At 41.6% G+C, this 17,834-nt stretch carries 18 protein-coding genes; 7 read left to right on the top strand and 11 right to left on the bottom strand.

Translation table 11 applies throughout. From position 1 onward, the window contains the following. Positions 1-77: 77 nt before the first annotated feature. The 6 genes from EQM06_RS06695 to EQM06_RS06720 form a co-directional block, all read right to left on the bottom strand. On the bottom strand, positions 78-1,742 hold the full coding sequence (locus tag EQM06_RS06695; protein WP_128745597.1) for a family 10 glycosylhydrolase: 1,665 nt from the start codon (positions 1,740-1,742) through the stop codon (positions 78-80). A 154-nt stretch (positions 1,743-1,896) separates the two neighbouring features. Continuing rightward, on the bottom strand, positions 1,897-2,349 hold the full coding sequence (locus tag EQM06_RS06700; RefSeq protein WP_128745598.1) for a peroxiredoxin: 453 nt from the start codon (positions 2,347-2,349) through the stop codon (positions 1,897-1,899). A gap of 54 nt (positions 2,350-2,403) precedes the next feature. Next, positions 2,404-3,090, bottom strand: a complete 687-nt coding sequence (locus EQM06_RS06705) for a DUF3298 and DUF4163 domain-containing protein (RefSeq protein ID WP_128745599.1) — start codon at positions 3,088-3,090, stop codon at positions 2,404-2,406. Between the two features lie 79 nt (positions 3,091-3,169). After that, on the bottom strand, positions 3,170-3,652 hold the full coding sequence (locus tag EQM06_RS06710) for a GNAT family N-acetyltransferase (protein ID WP_128745600.1): 483 nt from the start codon (positions 3,650-3,652) through the stop codon (positions 3,170-3,172). 14 nt (positions 3,653-3,666) lie between these two features. Beyond that, the gene (locus EQM06_RS06715; RefSeq protein WP_128745601.1) at positions 3,667-4,209 is read right to left on the bottom strand and encodes a nitroreductase family protein; all 543 of its coding nucleotides are present in this window, start codon (positions 4,207-4,209) and stop codon (positions 3,667-3,669) included. Between the two features lie 66 nt (positions 4,210-4,275). Continuing rightward, on the bottom strand, positions 4,276-6,876 hold the full coding sequence (locus tag EQM06_RS06720; RefSeq protein ID WP_128745602.1) for an HD domain-containing phosphohydrolase: 2,601 nt from the start codon (positions 6,874-6,876) through the stop codon (positions 4,276-4,278). A gap of 240 nt (positions 6,877-7,116) precedes the next feature. Between EQM06_RS06720 and EQM06_RS06725 the strand changes: the two genes are divergently transcribed. Continuing rightward, positions 7,117-7,425: a DUF1540 domain-containing protein gene (locus tag EQM06_RS06725; protein ID WP_128745603.1), complete on the top strand. Its 309-nt coding sequence runs from the start codon at positions 7,117-7,119 to the stop codon at positions 7,423-7,425. Between the two features lie 93 nt (positions 7,426-7,518). Here the strand turns inward: EQM06_RS06725 and pdxR are convergent, their stop codons facing one another. From pdxR to EQM06_RS06745, 4 genes are all read right to left on the bottom strand, one after another. Then, positions 7,519-8,880 (bottom strand): MocR-like pyridoxine biosynthesis transcription factor PdxR, encoded by a 1,362-nt coding sequence (gene pdxR / locus EQM06_RS06730; RefSeq protein ID WP_330548380.1) that lies wholly within the window; start codon positions 8,878-8,880, stop codon positions 7,519-7,521. A 41-nt stretch (positions 8,881-8,921) separates the two neighbouring features. Then, a complete protein-coding gene (locus EQM06_RS06735) occupies positions 8,922-9,347 on the bottom strand; it encodes a CGGC domain-containing protein (protein ID WP_128745605.1) in 426 nt (141 codons plus the stop codon). Positions 9,348-9,570: 223 nt separating this feature from the next. Further along, positions 9,571-10,116 carry a TIGR01440 family protein gene (locus EQM06_RS06740; RefSeq protein WP_128745606.1) on the bottom strand — a complete coding sequence of 182 codons (546 nt, stop codon included), beginning with the start codon at positions 10,114-10,116 and terminating at the stop codon, positions 9,571-9,573. A 70-nt stretch (positions 10,117-10,186) separates the two neighbouring features. Continuing rightward, entirely contained in the window at positions 10,187-10,651 is a 465-nt protein-coding gene (locus tag EQM06_RS06745; protein ID WP_128745607.1) for a PaaI family thioesterase, read from the bottom strand. Between the two features lie 216 nt (positions 10,652-10,867). Here EQM06_RS06745 and trhA point away from each other — a divergent pair, with 216 nt between their 5' ends. The 5 genes from trhA (at position 10,868) to EQM06_RS06770 (ending at position 15,120) form a co-directional block, all read left to right on the top strand. Next, positions 10,868-11,527, top strand: a complete 660-nt coding sequence (gene trhA, locus EQM06_RS06750; RefSeq protein ID WP_230974934.1) for a PAQR family membrane homeostasis protein TrhA — start codon at positions 10,868-10,870, stop codon at positions 11,525-11,527. Positions 11,528-11,719: 192 nt separating this feature from the next. Beyond that, entirely contained in the window at positions 11,720-12,502 is a 783-nt protein-coding gene (speD, locus tag EQM06_RS06755; protein ID WP_128745608.1) for an adenosylmethionine decarboxylase, read from the top strand. 31 nt (positions 12,503-12,533) lie between these two features. Beyond that, on the top strand, positions 12,534-13,406 hold the full coding sequence (gene speE / locus EQM06_RS06760; RefSeq protein ID WP_330548314.1) for a polyamine aminopropyltransferase: 873 nt from the start codon (positions 12,534-12,536) through the stop codon (positions 13,404-13,406). 288 nt (positions 13,407-13,694) lie between these two features. Then, a complete protein-coding gene (locus tag EQM06_RS06765; protein WP_128746818.1) occupies positions 13,695-14,423 on the top strand; it encodes a radical SAM protein in 729 nt (242 codons plus the stop codon). Next, positions 14,416-15,120, top strand: a complete 705-nt coding sequence (locus EQM06_RS06770) for a queuosine precursor transporter (protein ID WP_128745609.1) — start codon at positions 14,416-14,418, stop codon at positions 15,118-15,120. Before EQM06_RS06765 ends, EQM06_RS06770 begins: the two co-directional genes overlap by 8 nt. Positions 15,121-15,203: 83 nt before the next feature. Here the strand turns inward: EQM06_RS06770 and EQM06_RS06775 are convergent, their stop codons facing one another. After that, a complete protein-coding gene (locus EQM06_RS06775) occupies positions 15,204-16,934 on the bottom strand; it encodes an AMP-dependent synthetase/ligase (RefSeq protein WP_128745610.1) in 1,731 nt (576 codons plus the stop codon). Positions 16,935-17,110: 176 nt separating this feature from the next. Here EQM06_RS06775 and deoD point away from each other — a divergent pair, with 176 nt between their 5' ends. Further along, complete coding sequence (gene deoD / locus EQM06_RS06780) at positions 17,111-17,815, top strand: purine-nucleoside phosphorylase (protein ID WP_128745611.1); 705 nt, start codon at positions 17,111-17,113, stop codon at positions 17,813-17,815. Positions 17,816-17,834: the final 19 nt, after the last annotated feature.

The following is a 17,834-nucleotide window of genomic DNA, read 5'->3' on the forward strand; positions in this document are numbered from 1 at the left end:
ATAAATTTAGACTTTATTGTGTCATTTATATACTATCACAAAACCCACACTTGTTTGGTGTGGGTTTAACATGTTGTTTACTGTTTCAGTACTTTCGTTAAATTGTTTACCTCGTCTTGAGTAACCGTTTTATTGAAGAATTCATATCTGAAATATGCATATCCTCCAACCTTTCCGGTGGTTCTTCCCGTCATCACCTGTCTGGCTATGATGTCATTATACCGGAGCCATTCAGACGTAGCATTTTTATCCGGCACATTGCTTCCGGCATTGGCCATATCCAGACCCACATATAAATTGACAGAACCCTTTGAAGCAAGGTTTATCCATGCATTTAAATTGTTCGTATAAGCATAAGAAGCAAGATTTCCGGAGGAATCTTTTGTTTCAAAGCCCCAATAGAGCTGCGGCATGATATAATCCATGTAACCGTCCTCTGAAAGCCATCTGTTTATATCAACAAAATATGCGCTGTTGCTTCGTAAATTTGCCAAATTTCCGGCAGGACTGATTCCGAATACAACCTTTGGTTTCTCTGATTTAATGGCCTCATATACGCCCTTTACCAGCATATTCACATTATTTCTGCGCCAGTCGGCAATGCTTAAAGTGCTTCCGGATTTATCGTATTCTGGTTTGTCGAACCACAGAGAAGGATCGCTGTCATTAACAGACGGATAAAAATAGTCATCAAAATGAATGCCGTCCACATCATAGTTTTCAACAATTTCCTTCACACCGTTTATGACCATATCCCGTATTTCAGGTACAGCCGGATTTAAATAATATTCTCCCTTATGCAGAAGCGCCCATCGGTCATTGGCCGGGTCTCCGTCTGACTGCCATATTTTCACCGGATTATTTGCCGCCACCTGATTCCAGTACGTCCCGTAACCGGTTACCCGATATGGATTCAGCCATGCGTGGAATTGAAGGCCTCTGCTGTGCGCCGCCTCAACCATATATTCTAACGGATCATATCCCGGATCAACGCCCTGCGTTCCGCTGGCAAAAATAGACCACGGATAATATTTGGAAGGATACATGGCATCACAATGAGAGCGGACATGTACGATCACCGCATTCATACCCAGATCCTTGCATCGGTCAAACATCTTATCCACAGCAGCTTTAAAGCCGGCTTCATTTTTCGGCATGCTCATATATTCCAGATAGGAAATCCACATGGCGTTTAATTCTCCGTCTGCCGGAACGCTCTGATTGGTGGAATCATTGAACTGCGGAACCGTGCCATCCGTATGAATGACCACGATCCGGTTCGTGTTATCCCATGCAACTCCTGCTCCGAACGCTTCCAATACGGCTCTGATCGGCAAATAGGTACGTTCATCCTTTATTACAGCCGCTGTATCGTTTTCTTTTTTCTGTCCGTCCACCAGAATATAGGGCTGGTCAATGGGTACCTGAACCATCACGCCATTTTTGACCACACTGGCTATTCGAGCGTCATTATCCCATGACACGGTACCTCCGAACTGTTCTAAGACACCCCGGAAAGGAACCAATGTCCTGCTGTTCGCATCAATAAATGGTGCGCCCAGATTTCCATCAAACACGACAGTTTTATCATCAATCGTCACACCCACATCAGAATCCGCATAGGCGGGTTCTGCGGACATGCCTAAAATAAAAATAGCTAAAACCACCATTAGAAGAAAAGCTGCTATCGGTAGTTTTTCCCCTTTCCATCGACTGAAATAAAGTCCTTTCTCATTCATCATTCAATTTTCCCCCATATTATGTCACAATAGCTTTGTCTTTCCAAACATAATTATACCATAATATGCAAGGCTTGCCACTTTAAAATCAGGTTACATTTTAGTAACAAAGCAGGGGCTCTCCCATATCAAGAAGGTTAATACGGATTACGATCGACTATAAGGCTTCCAGCATCTTTGCCGGATTTTCTGCCGCCCTTACCCTCGTAAAAGCTTTTTCTATGATCCCTTCTTCATCAATAAGATAGGTGGTTCTGACCACGCCCATGGTCTTTTTCCCATAATTATTCTTTTCCTGCCATACATCATAGGCCTTTATCGCCTCTAAATCCGGATCCGCCAGTAAGATAAAAGGAAGCTGATATTTTTCCGCGAATTTTATATGAGATGCTACCGAATCTTTGCTGATTCCAATGACCTCCGCTCCCTTTTCCCGAAAGTGCGGATACAGCTCAGCAAACCCGCAGGCTTGTTTTGTACAGCCTGCAGTATTATCTTTAGAATAAAAATACAGAACAACCTTCTTTCCCTTAAAGTCCGACAGGGAAACTTCCCGGCTATCCTTGTCCATCAATTTGAAATCCGGTGCTTTTACTCCTGTTTCCAACATACTTTTTTCTCCCTTCATACATATATGGTATATAATTGGGCTGGTACTTTTAAATCAATCACACGCAAAAAAGCACTTTTTATAAGGCTCCGTTATGCAATCACCATACGGTATCAAAAATTCTCTGATCCCGCTGGAATATGGTGCTATATCGTATTGCTGATAGTACAGGATCACTCCTTTTGATGTGCAATAGTAATTTTGGCTGTTAAAGTTTTCTATGATGAGTTCATCATAGTCCTCAAAGTATATGCTTGGATCCTTTAGAATTTCACTCTTTACCTGCTCCAGCAGATAGGTCTTAAAGTCCAATTCGCATTCATACATTTCGTAGAGCTCCATTCTTCTGGCTTTCTGTACATTCCAGGTTTCGGAAGTTCTTATAGTGCTTCCGTGCGCACCGCCCAGGTAAATGTAATTGTCATAGAAAAGGCTTGCTATACAGGCCATATTATAAGTCACCCGGTATGTAGCCAGTCCTTCATACACTCTGATCGGAAAATTATTTTTCTTAGAATAGATATACTGTTCAACCGCCGGCTTATAAAGCTCTTTCCTATAGAATTTCTGAAAGTCCATGGCTTTATTATAATAATATTTATTCATTGCTTTTAAGGATTTTTGATAATATCTGGAGCTGAACTGCGGATACTCTATTTTATAAGTTACCACAACCTCTCCGTTATATTTCATCTCATTTTGAATCACAAGCTTTTTAACATCTATCACTTTCCCATTCAATATAATCACCTCAAGATTATACTATGATGGATTTTTTTATTCATGACATTATTTTCAAAAAGCTGTATATTCAACTGGGTTATAGATCTGCCACCATATCATACCAAACAGCACCGCCGTGAGTGGATTTCGAAACGCCCTGATTCACATAGCCAAATTTCTCATAATAGTGGATCAGTCGCTCTTTACAGGTTAAAACCATTTTTTTGCGGCCTGCCTGTCTTGCGACCTCCATAAAGTGATTCATTAATTGAGCCGCAATCCCCTTTCTCTGATACCGGGGATCTACCAGCAATCCAAAAATCATCTGATTTTTGCCATTAGGGTCGTGTCCGCCTTCCGGCTCAAAGAGCTCATCGCTGATAGCCTCCTTATCCGAAACACATCCGTTTACGATTCCAATGATTTCATCTCCTTCTACCGCCACATAAAAGCTCTCGGGGAACGCAGCAATCCGATATTCAAAGGACGCCCTTGTAGCTGCCTCTTCTTTTGGAAAGCAAAGGTTCTCCACCCTGACAAGTTCGTCTAGATCTTCCTTTTCAACTCTTCTGATTATCATGTTCTTTCTCCTTTTTATCTGTAAGAAATCAATTCTGCCGGTGTTTTACGCTTCGGTGCTTCCGGAACAATCTCCGGATATCCAACAGCGATAATCGCCGCCACCTTCTGACCCTCCGGAAGGGAAACCGCTTCGCCGGTTTTCTTGTCATCAAAGATACCCAGTATAACAGAACCGACTCCTTTATCATGAGCGGCTAAGCAAAAAGTCTGAGAAGCGATGCCGGCATCGAACATCTCCCACCGATCCCCCTTCGAAGTAGAAAAAGATCCATCCCTTTCAAACCCGCTTCGGCCTTCTACTATTGTAATAAGAACTAATGCGGCTGCATTCGTCATGGTTTTTGTGTTATACTCAAACCCCAATACGCAGTTCTGTGCAATCTCTTGAATGGTTTCTTTCCCCTCAACGATGATATATCGAACAATTTGCGTATTTTTCCAAGACGGTGCATAAGAAGCTGCCTCTACAATTTCCTCCATTAATTCATGGGGAATTTTCTTATCTTCATATTTTCTTATGCTTCGTCTTCCTTTGATACAGGATATTGTGTCCATGAAATTTACCTCCAACAATTCTGATATATCTATTCTACATGCTTTCTCCTTCTTTGTTAAGCTATTTTATTTAAGATCTGCCGGATAGGTCAGTACTTTTTCTACAAAGACCTGAACGATCTGCGGATCGAACTGCGTTCCGGAATTCTTTATCAGTTCATGAACAGAGGCCTCTACCGTCATAGCTTCCTTATAAGGTCTTTTTGCCGTCATAGCTTCAAAGGAATCCGCTATGGCAATAATGCGTGAAAGCAGTGGGATTTCCTCCCCTTTCAGTCCGCGCGGATATCCGTTTCCATCCCAGCGTTCATGATGATAAAGCACATTCTCTGCCAGAGAAGAATATGCGTTCACCGATCTTAAAATCTGATACCCGCATTCCGGGTGCCTCTTCATCTCCTGATATTCCGATTCCGTCAGCTTTCCGGGCTTGTTTAAAATCTCTTCGGAAATAATAATTTTGCCGATGTCGTGCATCAAACCGGCTGTTTCCAATTCTTTGACAGTCTCCCCGTCAAGGTTCATCTTCTGTCCGATTTCCTTGCTGATTTCGCTCACTTTTTCAGAATGAATCCTTTCCCTTTCGTTTTTTTCATTCAGCGTATTAACGATGGCCTGTATGGTCTTATGGCGCATGCTCTGGCTTTCTGTAATCTTCTTCATATACATCTGTTCTTCTGCTTTGATGATGACCTCGTCAAGCGACATGTCTGCGTTTGATTTCACAGCACAGCCGATGGAAACAGAAATAATGATGTCCCCCAGTTTTTCCTGCTCTATCGTCTTGTAAATCTGCTTGACGCGTTCCTCGGTTTCCTCCTGTTCCGTATGCGGAAGTAAAATAATAAATTCATCTCCGCCGATTCGTGCAACCACGTCCTCTCCCCGGCATCCTTCTTTCAGTACTCTTGCAACTCTTTTTAAAAGCTTATCTCCCATGGTATGCCCAAAGGCATCGTTGGTCAGCTTTAATCCGTTCACGTCAATCATAGCAATGGAAAAAGGTATATTGGAGTCCTTATCCAGACGCTGCAATTCTTCTTCAAAGAATCTTCTGTTGTATAATCCGGTCAACTGGTCGTGATAACTCAAATATAATATCTGTTCCTGTTTTTGCTTTTTTTCCGTAAAGTCCCTGAATACAATGACTGCCCCGATAAGATTGCCGTGTTCATCCTTTACGGGTGCTGCGCTGTCTTCGATAGCAAGCCGATGCCCCGTTTTCTGAATGAGGAGCGTATATTCCTCCAGTTCAACCGCCCTTCCGAGCCGGAGCACCTGAGCAGCAGGACAGTCACATTCTTTTCCGGACAGCTCATGAACCAAAGGAAATACTTTTTGAAAGATTTCTCCCCGTGCTTCTTCTACGCTCCAGCCGGTAAGCTCTTCTGCTGCCCTATTCATGAGCGAGATCCGGCCGTATTTGTCCGTGGAAATGACGCCATCTCCCAAGGATTGCAGGGTGGTCTTGAAAAGAGACCGTTCCCTGCTTATTTTTTCTTTTGCCTCAGAAAGCTCCCTGTTTTTCTGCTCGATCTCATAAAAATTATCCGTGATTTTTTTTAGCATGAACGTCAGACCATTTGATAAAATTCCGATCTCATCTTCCCGGAACAAATATTCCGGAGGCAGAGATATAATCTTGTTATGGTTGCTGAAGTTTTCAATTTCCCGGCAAATTCTGACTACAGGTGTTGAAATATAATGCTTAAAGAACAGTAAAAGAAAAATCATGATGACAATTAATCCGATTACAATACACAAATTCGTATTCAAGAATCTGTTTAACCGGGAAAATACTTCGGATTCCGGTATGATCGTCAGTACCGTCATGTGAGTATTGGGAATCGGCAGATACGCTATAAACTGTTTTTCCCCCTGATCGGTATAGCTTGCGATCCCATTCTTACCGGAAAGTATTTTGTGCGATAAGCCTCCCAGCCAATCCTGAACAAAAACCTTTTCAGATAAATTGGTTGTATCCATATCCGGGTGATCTATGATCTGTCCGGTATCATAGATCAGTACCGCATACCCCTTTTCTCCTATTCTGTAATCCCGCATCATTTCATGAATGTCTTCTATTAAAATATCTAAGCTGAAAGCACCTAAAATGTTTCCGTTATCCTGTAAAGGTACAGCCACCGTCAATGCCAGCTTCCCCGAAAACAGATCCTGATACGGTGCGGTCACCGTAGTCTTTTTTTCTCCCATGGTCTTTATATACCATTCCCGTTCGGACAAAATAACATCTGCGGGCGCGTCATAGCCGTACGCACTGCTGATCAGCCCTTTTGTATCCGGTAAGGCGATGTAGGATAAATCAATATTTTTATCCATATCGGATATATCTTCCAGCTCCTTTGTCACCTGATCATATAAAGGATTTTTCCGCTTGGTCTCCCGGGTCTTAACTTCTCTGGCAAACCGGATAAAGTCCGGATTATTTTTTGCCTGATCTGCTATGACCACATACTTTTGTAAAAAGATTTCAATCTGCGCGGAAATATTTTGAGAGTCCTTTACAAGCTCTTCCTTCGCCTGCTGCTCAAAATAATTCCTTAATTGTACATCTAAGAAATTAAGATAAACAAAGAACAGCAGAAATATAAACAATGAAATAGTCACACCTATTATTCTAATGATACTTTTTTTCATCCAGCTCATAAATCTACCCCCAGACTAAATCCTTTGTAAATTTATACTTTGTACCTACCGCTTTAAATTCTAATTTTTCTGAATTTTTATATAATTATAGTACATTATTCGCTATTTTACTACATTTTCCAACAAATATTTAGTATATTTTTCCTGGAGAACATCAGTTCTATAGGAATTTATTTTCTTTGCTGAATAATTTGGCCGAGCCTTGAATACAATAAAGAAAAAAGAAAGGTGGTAAAGATTATGCCTGCACTACAATGTACAGTTGTTCCATGTTCCTATAATGAGAAAGGGTGCTGCTGCAGACCTTCCATTCAAGTCAAAGGACAAACAGCTCACGTCAGCACAGATACGGCTTGTCAGTCCTTCGCAGAGAAGACACAGAACCAAATGATCAGCGGAGTCCAATACCATTCTCCAAATCAATCCCTAAGCGTTGATTGCGATGCACATAGATGTGTCTATAATAAAGATCAGAAATGCTCCGCAGAATCGGTTGCTATTAATTATGGATATTCCGGTACGGAATGTTCTTCTTTTAAGCAAAGTTAAAACAGATAACAAAAAAGCTAATGCTCTTAAACCATCAGAGACATTAGCTTTTTTCTTATTTTCATCATTTCCGCTTTTTACATAGGGCTGAAATCAAAACCAAGCAGACTGCAGCAAGCAAATGCCCTCTTCAATTTCTTGCTCCGTCAGACTGCTGTAACCGATCAGTACCATAGGATTCCTATAATTCTCTGTATTTTCCCAATAAACAGAGACTGGGTAGATACGAACCCCAACCTGCTCCGCACTTTTTATCAGCTCCCCTTCATCCATACCGTTTTTCACTTCAAGCACAATATGCAGCCCCGCATTATTTCCATAAACGATTACTCTGTCCTTCATATAATGATGAAGAGCCGATAACAGGGTATCATGCTTTTTCTTATTTACCGTGCATATTTTTCGCATGTGGCGGTTCCAGCTGCCCTCCTGCATGAAAAGCTGCATGGCTTTCTGTTCGGTCCAGGCGACCTGACAGTTGTACGTGGAGAAGTTCTGTGTGTACTTTTCCATTAAGGCATTGGGCAAAACGATAAAGCTCATTCGGATTCCCGGTGCAAAAGCCTTTGAAAATGTATTGAAATAAATGATGCGGCCGTTGCTGTCCATAGACTGCATGGACGGAATCGGTCTGCTGTTATATCTCAGCTCGCTGTCATAATCATCTTCGATGATATAGGCATGATTCTCCTCGGCCCATTTAATTAAGTTGAGTCTTTTATTGATTCCCATAATGCATCCCATGGGAAATTGGTGGGAAGGGGTGGTAAACACAAGCTTTGCCCCGGAGCCAGCCAGAATGTTGAGATCCATTCCATCCTCCTCCAGAGGAATCGGAACCACTTTCATGCCATGATTTTTAAGAACCTCTCGGGTGTTTCCGTAACACGGTTCTTCCACCGCCGCCTGATCACATTCATTCCTAAGCAGCTGACATATCAGGCTTAGGGAAGCCCCCATCCCTGCCGCCAGCAGAATTTGTTCTGGACGGCAGACCACTCCTCTGGAAAAGTTCAGATACTGCATGATTTCTTTTCTCAGCTCCCATTCGCCAAATTTGTCGTTATAAGAACTCAAATACTCCGCCTCGCAAGAACTCAATGCCGTATGTAACGACTTTTTCCATGCTCCCATGGGAAAATCCCCCATATTCAGCTTGTCGTATTGAAAATCAAATTTTATGTCTTTTTCTGTGCTTTTCCGTTTGCCCGGCTCAAGAGTTTCCCCGGTCTTTTCACCGGATATTGCTTTGAAGAGGCTCACATCGAATGGCAGTACCACATACCCGCTTCCGTTCTTTCCGGTAATATACCCTTCTGCACAGAGCTGCGAATAGGCAGATGCCACAGTATTTCTACTGACTTTCAAGGACTGTGCCAATCCTCTGGTAGAAGGAAGAAAATTCCCCTCCGCCAGAGCTCCCGTCACAATTTGAGATTTAAAATAGCTATAAATCTACAAATAGATCGGTTCTTTCTTTTCGCCGTCGATTACAATCAAACTTTTACTTCCTGGTATGAATGATATTCCCCCGTTTCTCTTTTTTTCTGGGCGACCTTACTGATATATGTACCTTCTACAATTCGTTCATACCCTTTCTTCTTAATCAGCGCTTTGATATAATCCATGTGCGGACATCGGTCGTGGTGATAATTATCTGTTACCATACAAGAAGACAGGTGTACCACCACATCCTTCCTCGTTAGATCCGTTTTCTTTTCCAGTCTCTTCGAAAAATGTTCCAGTTTGACCGCCAGACTGGCTCCGCAGCATCCGCCGCAGGTCAATGAAATATATTTTACATCGTCGCCATACTCCTTGAAAGCATCCTCCCGGTTGTAAAACGTATTTGTACATGCAAATCCGCTGCATCTCTGCCGTGCGATATCACACTGAATAATCAGGACATATTTTGTATCCATAGAACTCTTTCCTCCTACATTCTTCCTTCAATAAGAAATCTTTGTACATATTATATAAGAAAACCGTCTCCATTAGAAGTGCCGGTTTTGTTCTTTTTCACAGGTCCAGTTAAAAATTTGCTTTCTTTTCTGTCCCCCATTTATATCGCATAAAAGAATGTTTTTTATGATACAAAAATAAAGGCAGTTATTTTACTGCCTTTATCTTTTTGCTTCTACAAGCCTATAGTAGCTTTTCGTCATATACGGCCCTTTGACCGCCCACAAACTTCCGCCTTGTTCTGGCTGCCAGCACAATGGCTTCTCCAATATGCTTTGTTTCGATTCGAAGAGGTACCGCTACTTTTTTCAGATGCATTCCTATCAGGGTACCGCCTATATCCAGTCCGGCATCGGCCTTTATCTCTTCCACTGCTACCGGATCCTTAAACCCATTATAAGCCGCTGTTGCAAAGGAACCGCCGGCCTTCGGCTGAGGGATTACATTTACAATGGCATCGTCAGCTGCAATCTCCCGTTCCACGATAATGGCTCTGTTCAAGTGCTCGCAGCATTGAGCTGCCAGGTAAATTCCCTTTGAATGCAACACCTCATATATTCCATTAAAGATGGCCTTTGCTACCTCCGGATTTGAATTGCTCCCAATTTTACAGCCTTCCACCTCGCTGGAAGAACAACCGATTACTACGATGGAGCCCTTCTGCAAATGAGCACCTTCGCATAACTGCTCTGCTGCCGTTTTTGCTTCATTTTTAATCTGTTCTAACATATTATCTCCCTCCCTTATAGGATTAGTTTATCTTTTTAAAATTGGTATACTCCTAGTATATCACATTTTTTCATTTTCGTATCACTTTATACGTCGCAGAGGCTGTAGCTGCCATACAATTTCTTTCTGTTATTTTTGCCTCTCCGGAAAGGGTCAGCAGGGAACGTCCGGTGGATACTAACTGTGCTGTTATCGTCACCTTATCGTTTAAATAAACAGGCTGTAAATAATTGATGCTCATGTTTACCGTAGGTGAAAAAAATCCACCCAACTTTAAGCAGATACAGTTTGCAAACAACCCCAATGCCAAATCCATCATGGTTGCGGTAATACCGCCGTGAAGCATGTCCTGCGGATTCATTTGCCATTCTGATATGGGAAACTCAAAGGAGGCGGTTCGCTCCGTTTCATTGCACCCTACAAGCTTGACGTTCATCAGGTCATTCATTCTGCCAGGCTGTTCTTTTGTTTTTTCTATCACTTTTTTAATATCTTGTTCCAGCTTCTGCTCTTTAAAAATTTTTTCTATTGACATATTTTCTCCTAATAAAATTTAATATTATAAATAGTATACCACACAAACGGCTCGTCCGTACATTCCTGTCCAACGGTTCCTGCTGCCTTCTTTTAAAATTTATTTTATAAAGTTAAATTTTTAGTTGCATAATTTTTAAAAATTGTTATAATAATTATAATATATAGTTTTCGATATTACATTACATTGTATTAATTATTATAAAGGAGAGAGAATATGTTTATATACAAACAATTTATGAATGCAAGAGATCCGCTTAGCAGCTATACGCATTTTATCGGTGCGTGTCTGGCAATACTGGCTACCTTCCTGCTTGTGGGAAAATGCCTGTATCTGGAAGGGACCAGCGGTCTGACCATTGCCAGTGCCGTTATTTTTGGCTTATCCATGATTGCTCTTTACAGCACCAGCTCCATTTATCACTTTGTAAAGGTGCCTTCAAATATTCTTGTACGCATAAGAAAATTAGATCACTCCATGATCTATGTATTGATTGCGGGAACCTACACGCCAATTGTTATTGGTTTTATGGAACCAAAGCATGCAGTTGTTTTTATGTCAGCAATCTGGACGGTCGCATTGGTAGGAATCCTCATAAAGGTCTGCTGGCTGAATGCGCCCAGATGGCTTTATACCTCCCTTTATCTCCTAATGGGCTGGGCTATCATCTTTGATTTAGACTCGCTGAAACAGATTCCTATGAATGCTCTTTTTCTGATTGGGCTGGGCGGTGTCATGTATTCCATCGGCGCCGGTTTCTATATTGCGAAAAAACCAAATTTCAGCAGCCTGTTTGGTTTTCACGAAATATTTCATATTTTTGTGATTTTAGGAACAGTATTCCAATATAGTGCCATCTATATTTATGCCATTTAAAAGGACCGAATATTTTACAATAAATTGTTTGGAAATTCTTTTTCACATACAAAAATCTATTGAAATTATTCTAGTTTGTGTTATCTTATTATGTAGGAAATATCGCTTGCGGTATGGCGGAATCTTTGATTCCGTCATTTCTGTTTTTTAGTTTCCTCATATATTACACAAAGAAGGGTTGTGACAATTTAGTTGGAAAAAATCAAATTACACGGATTCAATAATCTGACAAAAACTTTAAGTTTCAATTTATACGATGTAAGCTATACTAAAACAGTATGTGACAGAAAAGCTTATATTGAGTATATTGATGAAGAATATAATGCACCGAAGCTGACCAGCATCCTTGAAAATGTGACGCAGATCATCGGTGCAAATATTTTGAATATCGCCGTACAGGATTACGATCCTCAGGGTGCCAGTGTTACTATTTTAATTTGTGAAGAAAGCGCACCGCCTTCTCACCATCCATACACTTTAAATCCCTCTGTGGTAGGTCATCTGGACAAGAGCCACATAACAGTTCACACCTATCCCGAATATCATCCGGATAACGGGGTATGCACATTCAGAGCCGACATTGACGTATCCACCTGCGGCGAGATTTCTCCGTTGATGGCGCTTAATTACTTAATTGACAGCTTTGATGCTGACATTATGACTATAGATTATAAGGTGAGAGGCTTCACCCGTGATATCAAAGGCAATAAGCTGTTCATCGATCACGATATTACCTCCATACAGAATTACATTGAACCGGAGTGGTTAAATGTGTATCAAATGATCGATGTAAATGTATATCAGGAAAATACTTTCCATACAAAATGTAAAGTAAGAAACTTTCAGTTAGATGATTACCTGTTCAATTTAAAAGAAGAAAATTTAAATGAAAAAGACCGGAAAAAAATAACTAACCGGTTAAAAAATGAAATTGATGAAATATTTTACGGAAGGAACTTACCTACCCTGTATTAATGAATGAACAATTTAAAGGAGAACCCTTATTATGATGCATGAAATGGCAGACCTGTGGTTCAGCGAATACCACGTTATAAATTCAGTTAAATTAGGATTAAATATAAAAGAGATTCTTCATACGGAAGAAACGCCTTTCCAAAAGCTTGAAATGTACAGGAATGACACGTTTGGCGTATTTATGACTTTAGACGGCTTCATTCAGGTTACTGAAAAGGATGAATTCGTATATCACGATATGATTTGCCACCCCGCTCTTGCGGTCAATCCAAGCATAAAAAAAGTATTGATCATTGGCGGCGGAGACGGCGGTACGGCCAGAGAGGTGGCCAGATACCCGCATATTGAGACCATCGATATGGTAGAAATTGACGGAGCTGTCGTAGAGGCCTGCAAAAAGTATATGCCCTCTACAGCCGGCGTTTTCTCAAAGGAGCCTAGATTAAACCTGATTATCGGAGACGGCCTTAAATTTGTGGAGGAAGCGGCAGACGGCAGTTATGATTTAATTTTAGTGGACTCTACGGATCCTGCCGGTCCGGGAGAAGGACTTTTCACAGTTCAGTTCTATGAAAACTGTTACCGGGCTTTAAAAGAGGATGGTATATTGATCAACCAGCACGAATGCGCCTTCCACCCCCTTGATGCAGAACAGATGCAAAAAGCTCACAGCAAAATAAAAAAAGTGTTTCCTATCGCCAAGGTCTATGGTTTTAATATTCCCACGTACTCCACCGGATACTGGTACTTTGGATTTGCTTCCAAAAAGTATGATCCCATCACGGATTTAAAGGCGGAGGAATGGGAAAAGTTCGGACTCAGAACCAAATATTATAATACGGACATACACACCGGAGCTTTTGCCCTTCCCAATTATGTAAAGGAAGTTTTAGAGAAAGCCTAGACAAACGGACAAACATATGCTAATATAACGGGGTTGCTTTTGTAAGCAATCCCATTTTTTTAATAAAATAAATGGATAAAGTGAATAGGACAGTTCGTAACCATCCTGTCGTTAAATAAAACTAGGACCCGCCTGCTCGGTTTGAAGCAGGATTATTTGTGGTGCTATAGGCACCCTTTTGTTTTTTGTGTCCTTCTTTGATTGTGACTGGTTCGGACTTTCCATATATCATGTACGATGAAAATCTGCCAAGCAAAGCTTTGCGATTTTCTGCAGAAAGGAAAGCTTATGTCAGACACAAATCATCTTATAAGATATTCTGTGATCACAGAAAAAAATCCCCGGGAAATCGTACTGCTTCGCGGAAATGGCTGTAAATGGCGGCGTTGCAGTTTTTGTGATTATCATCTGGATTTTAACTTAAATCCCAAGCTGAATTATCAGCTGAATGCCAAAGTGCTGGCCAAAGTCACCGGACAGTTCAAACGCCTTGAGGTAATCAATTCAGGCAGTTTTTCCGATTTGGATCAGGATACCATGAATTTGATAAAAAAGCTGTGCATCGGCAAAGGCATTACTACTCTGTATTTTGAATGCCACTGGATGGACAGGCTCCATATTGCCGCTGCCAGAGAAGCATTCGGTGCGCTGGGCATCCGCCTCGAAATAAAAGGCGGCGTAGAGACTTTTGACCGGAAATACCGGGAGTCGGTTCTTTGTAAAGGAATCGATACGGATGACCCCAAAGAGATCGCCGAGTATTATGATCAGATTTGTCTTTTATTTGGAATAACAGGCCAGACACAAGACTCTATGGAAAGGGATTTAGAAATCGGTCTCACTTATTTTAAACGAGTCTGCGTCAATCTCATGTCCAAGAACAGTACCGCTATAACCCCCGATAAAGAGGTCCTTTCCTCTTTTATGAGTACCCTTTATCCAAGGTATAAGGGAAATCCCAGAGTAGATATTCTTGTCAGCAATACTGATTTTGGAGTAGGAGGAACAGATGAATAATGAATTTATATTAATAGCCACTCTAGTCGTTTTATATTCCGTGGTGCTTTTATGGTATAAGCTTTTCGGCCGAACCGGCCTTTTCTGCTGGATTGTACTGGCCACCATTTCCGCTAATATTGAGGTGCTCATTTTAGTGGATGCCTTCGGCGTTGAGCAGACCCTGGGCAATGTGATGTTTGCCACCACTTTTATGGTAACCGATATTCTTAGTGAAACCGAAGGAAAACCAGTGGCAAAAAAAGCGGTTCATGTGGGTATTCTCACTTCCATCACTTTTATTTTAGTCAGTCAGGTATGGCTTTTATATACGCCGTCCGCCAACGATTGGGCCTTTCCCAGTATCCGGGCCATTTTTTCCAATACTCCCCGGCTGATGCTTGTCAGTCTGGGCGTATATGCTATCGTCCAGCGATTTGACGTATTTCTCTATAACAAAGTCTGGGCATGGACCCATAACCTGTGCAACGATAAAAAGAAATATTTGTGGCTGCGAAACAATGCCTCTACCCTTCTTTCACAGCTTTTAAATACGGTTCTGTTCACCCTCGGCGCATTCTGGGGAACCTACCCTTTGCACACCTTATTCAGTATCATGGGCTCCAGCTATATCATTTTTATCGTGACTTCTGTTTCCGATACGCCTTTTGTCTATGCGGCCCGGAGAATAAGCTATACCATAAAAAATAACTATTAAAAAAGGTTCATTTTCTCGGAACCGTTCCTTAAAATCCATATGGACTTCAAGGAAGTGAGGTTTCCTGAAAATGAACCCTTCTTTTATTGTATCATATTTTCCTGTCGTTTGATCTTCTGAGTTGTTGTTTTTATAAATTCAGTGGATCTTATAACAATATGTCTTACCCGTTTATAATTTGGCAGCTGCAGATTGATATCCGCAATTTTATCCTTTAACAGCTTATAGACCTGCTCCGGATCGTCAGCATATCCAAATTCCCCTTTGATGGTTTCATACGCCGGACGGATCTGAACACTTACGGTCGTTTCACCTGTCTCTTCATTGTCTGTTCCATATACCATGCATTCTTCAATATATGGTATTTTGCTCAGATATTCTTCGATTTCTTCCGGATAAATGTTTTTACCGGTTTTCGTAACGATCACGTTCTTTTTCCTTCCGGTCAGATACAGCCATCCATTCTCATCTACAAAGCCCAGATCCCCCGTATGAAACCAGCCGTCCTGTATGACCTCTGCGGTCTTTTCAGGCATATTATAATACCCCAGCATCACATTAGGTCCCTTAAAAAGAATCTCACCGATACCGTCTTCATTTTGATCCATAATTTGAAGCTGGCCGCTGGGAACTACCTGCCCCGACGAACCGGCTTTTCCGTATCGGTCGGAAAAATCCGGGGTTCCGGAAACCAGCGGAGAAGCTTCTGTCAGTCCATACCCCATTACAATGTCAATGCCAAGATCCTGAAAGCCCCGAACCACATTCGGATTTATGGCGGCAGCTCCTGTAACCAGCATTCTCAGTTTCCCACCGAAATTGGAATAAACAGATTTGAAAATCTTTTTGCGGGCATCAATACCAAATTTTTTCAAGGTCTTGTGAAGCTTAATGGCCATCTTCAGCGCTTTTGTCATATCTGACTTCTCGGCCTGTTTCCAGATTTTACTGTACATAGACTCAAAGATCAGCGGCACACCTACCAGCAAAGTCGCCTGTGCTTCCGCCAGATTTTTGACCACATATTTCAGTCCCTCGTAAAAAGCCACCGAGCACCCTTGAAACAGTACCACCATGATACCTATTGAAGATTCAAAGGTATGATGAATCGGCAGGATGGATAAGGCTCTGTCATCTTCCTTCAGCCTGACAAATCTGCTGATGTCCTGAACATTGCTCACAATGTTTTTATGGCAAAGCATCACGGCTTTCGGCACATCTGTTGTTCCGGAGGTAAATAACAGCATCCGTACCTCCATAGGGTCAAGCGCCATATCGGTAAAGCGCCTGTCTCCCTTTCCCAGCATCTTCCTGCCTTCCTCCAGTAGATGATCCCAAGTATTCTCCTGTTCCGGCTGTACTTTTTTGGAATACACCTCCATTTGAAACTTGTGCGGAATATCTATATCTCTAAAAATGTTTTTATAAGAGGAGGTGTAAAATACTGCCTTGCACTCTGCGGTAGTCAGAAGATTGATGATTTCCCCTTTGCTCAATTCTTTATCCAAGGGAACCACCTTGCCGACTCCGTTTACAATAGCAAAATACGATACCATCCAGGCATAGCAGTTTTCTCCGATCACGGCGATATTTTCGCCTTCCAGCCCCATATCGATTAATTTTGTTCCCAGTGCATCTACATCGTCTTTTAATGTAATAAAATTTATTTCCTTATAATCTCCGCCCTTTTCTTCCTTATATAAAAACGCCGGCTTTTTCCCAAATAGCTCTTTGCAGCTGGTCAGCATCTCTTTCAGCGTATCGATTTCTCTAACCGTATAAAGCCTGTCTTTATATATATTTTCATATATCATTCCGGGTCCTCCAATTGTTTATTTTCTTGATTAAATTTGTATGTTATAATGAACTCATCGATGTCAGTATACCACAGATAAGGCGTAAAATCGATATTTATTTCAACATTACATGATATAATTTTCAAAATTACATCATACTGTTTTTGAGAAAAAAAGGAAAGGAAATTTTTATTATGAGTACACACATTAATGCTGCCAAAAAAGGGGATATTGCCGAATCCATTTTACTTCCGGGCGATCCTCTGCGGGCAAAATTTATCGCTGAAAACTTTTTAGAAAGTCCAAAGCTTTATAACGAAATCCGGGGCATGTACGGCTATACAGGGACCTATAAGGGCGTACCGGTTTCGGTACAGGGCACCGGTATGGGCATGCCTTCCATGGGGATTTATTCCTGGGAATTAATCACGGAGTATGGGGTTCAGAACCTGATTCGGATCGGTACGGCCGGTTCCTTTCACGAGGATGTAAAAATAGGCGATGTGGTTCTCGGGATTTCCGCTTCCACCGATTCCAATTACATTCACGCCTTTGACGTTCCGGGAAATTATTCTCCCACTGCCAGCTGGGAGCTGCTGTTAAAAGCACAGGAAGCAAATAAGGAGCTGGGAGTATCCCTAAAAGCTGGAAATATTGTTTCCTGCGACGTTTTTTATGAATTCGGAGACTGGTGGAAAAAGTGGGCCAGGATGGACGTTCTTGCCGTAGAAATGGAAGCTGCCGCCCTTTACATGAATGCCGCCTATAACCGAGTAAATGCTCTTGCCATGATGACGATCAGCGACCACTTCATTACCGGAGAGCATTCCACCAGCCAGGAGAGACAGCATTCCTTCACAGATATGATGAAGCTTGCACTGGAAATGTGCGTAAAATAAGCATAAAAAATGAGAGCTA

This window comes from Aminipila luticellarii, assembly GCF_004103735.1.
Classification (GTDB): domain Bacteria; phylum Bacillota; class Clostridia; order Peptostreptococcales; family Anaerovoracaceae; genus Aminipila; species Aminipila luticellarii.

Excerpts from the sequence above, each read along its gene's own strand:
- EQM06_RS06695 (WP_128745597.1), bottom strand. The coding sequence starts at position 1,742 with ATGATGAATGAGAAAGGACTTTATTTCAGTCGATGGAAAGGGGAAAAA.
- EQM06_RS06725 (WP_128745603.1), top strand. The coding sequence starts at position 7,117 with ATGCCTGCACTACAATGTACAGTTGTTCCATGTTCCTATAATGAGAAA.
- EQM06_RS06700 (WP_128745598.1), bottom strand. The coding sequence starts at position 2,349 with ATGTTGGAAACAGGAGTAAAAGCACCGGATTTCAAATTGATGGACAAG.
- speE (WP_330548314.1), top strand. The coding sequence starts at position 12,534 with ATGATGCATGAAATGGCAGACCTGTGGTTCAGCGAATACCACGTTATA.
- EQM06_RS06710 (WP_128745600.1), bottom strand. The coding sequence starts at position 3,652 with ATGATAATCAGAAGAGTTGAAAAGGAAGATCTAGACGAACTTGTCAGG.
- EQM06_RS06740 (WP_128745606.1), bottom strand. The coding sequence starts at position 10,116 with ATGTTAGAACAGATTAAAAATGAAGCAAAAACGGCAGCAGAGCAGTTA.
- EQM06_RS06735 (WP_128745605.1), bottom strand. The coding sequence starts at position 9,347 with ATGGATACAAAATATGTCCTGATTATTCAGTGTGATATCGCACGGCAG.
- EQM06_RS06770 (WP_128745609.1), top strand. The coding sequence starts at position 14,416 with ATGAATAATGAATTTATATTAATAGCCACTCTAGTCGTTTTATATTCC.
- EQM06_RS06720 (WP_128745602.1), bottom strand. The coding sequence starts at position 6,876 with ATGAGCTGGATGAAAAAAAGTATCATTAGAATAATAGGTGTGACTATT.
- trhA (WP_230974934.1), top strand. The coding sequence starts at position 10,868 with ATGTTTATATACAAACAATTTATGAATGCAAGAGATCCGCTTAGCAGC.
- deoD (WP_128745611.1), top strand. The coding sequence starts at position 17,111 with ATGAGTACACACATTAATGCTGCCAAAAAAGGGGATATTGCCGAATCC.
- EQM06_RS06715 (WP_128745601.1), bottom strand. The coding sequence starts at position 4,209 with ATGGACACAATATCCTGTATCAAAGGAAGACGAAGCATAAGAAAATAT.
- EQM06_RS06745 (WP_128745607.1), bottom strand. The coding sequence starts at position 10,651 with ATGTCAATAGAAAAAATTTTTAAAGAGCAGAAGCTGGAACAAGATATT.
- EQM06_RS06775 (WP_128745610.1), bottom strand. The coding sequence starts at position 16,934 with ATGATATATGAAAATATATATAAAGACAGGCTTTATACGGTTAGAGAA.
- EQM06_RS06765 (WP_128746818.1), top strand. The coding sequence starts at position 13,695 with ATGTCAGACACAAATCATCTTATAAGATATTCTGTGATCACAGAAAAA.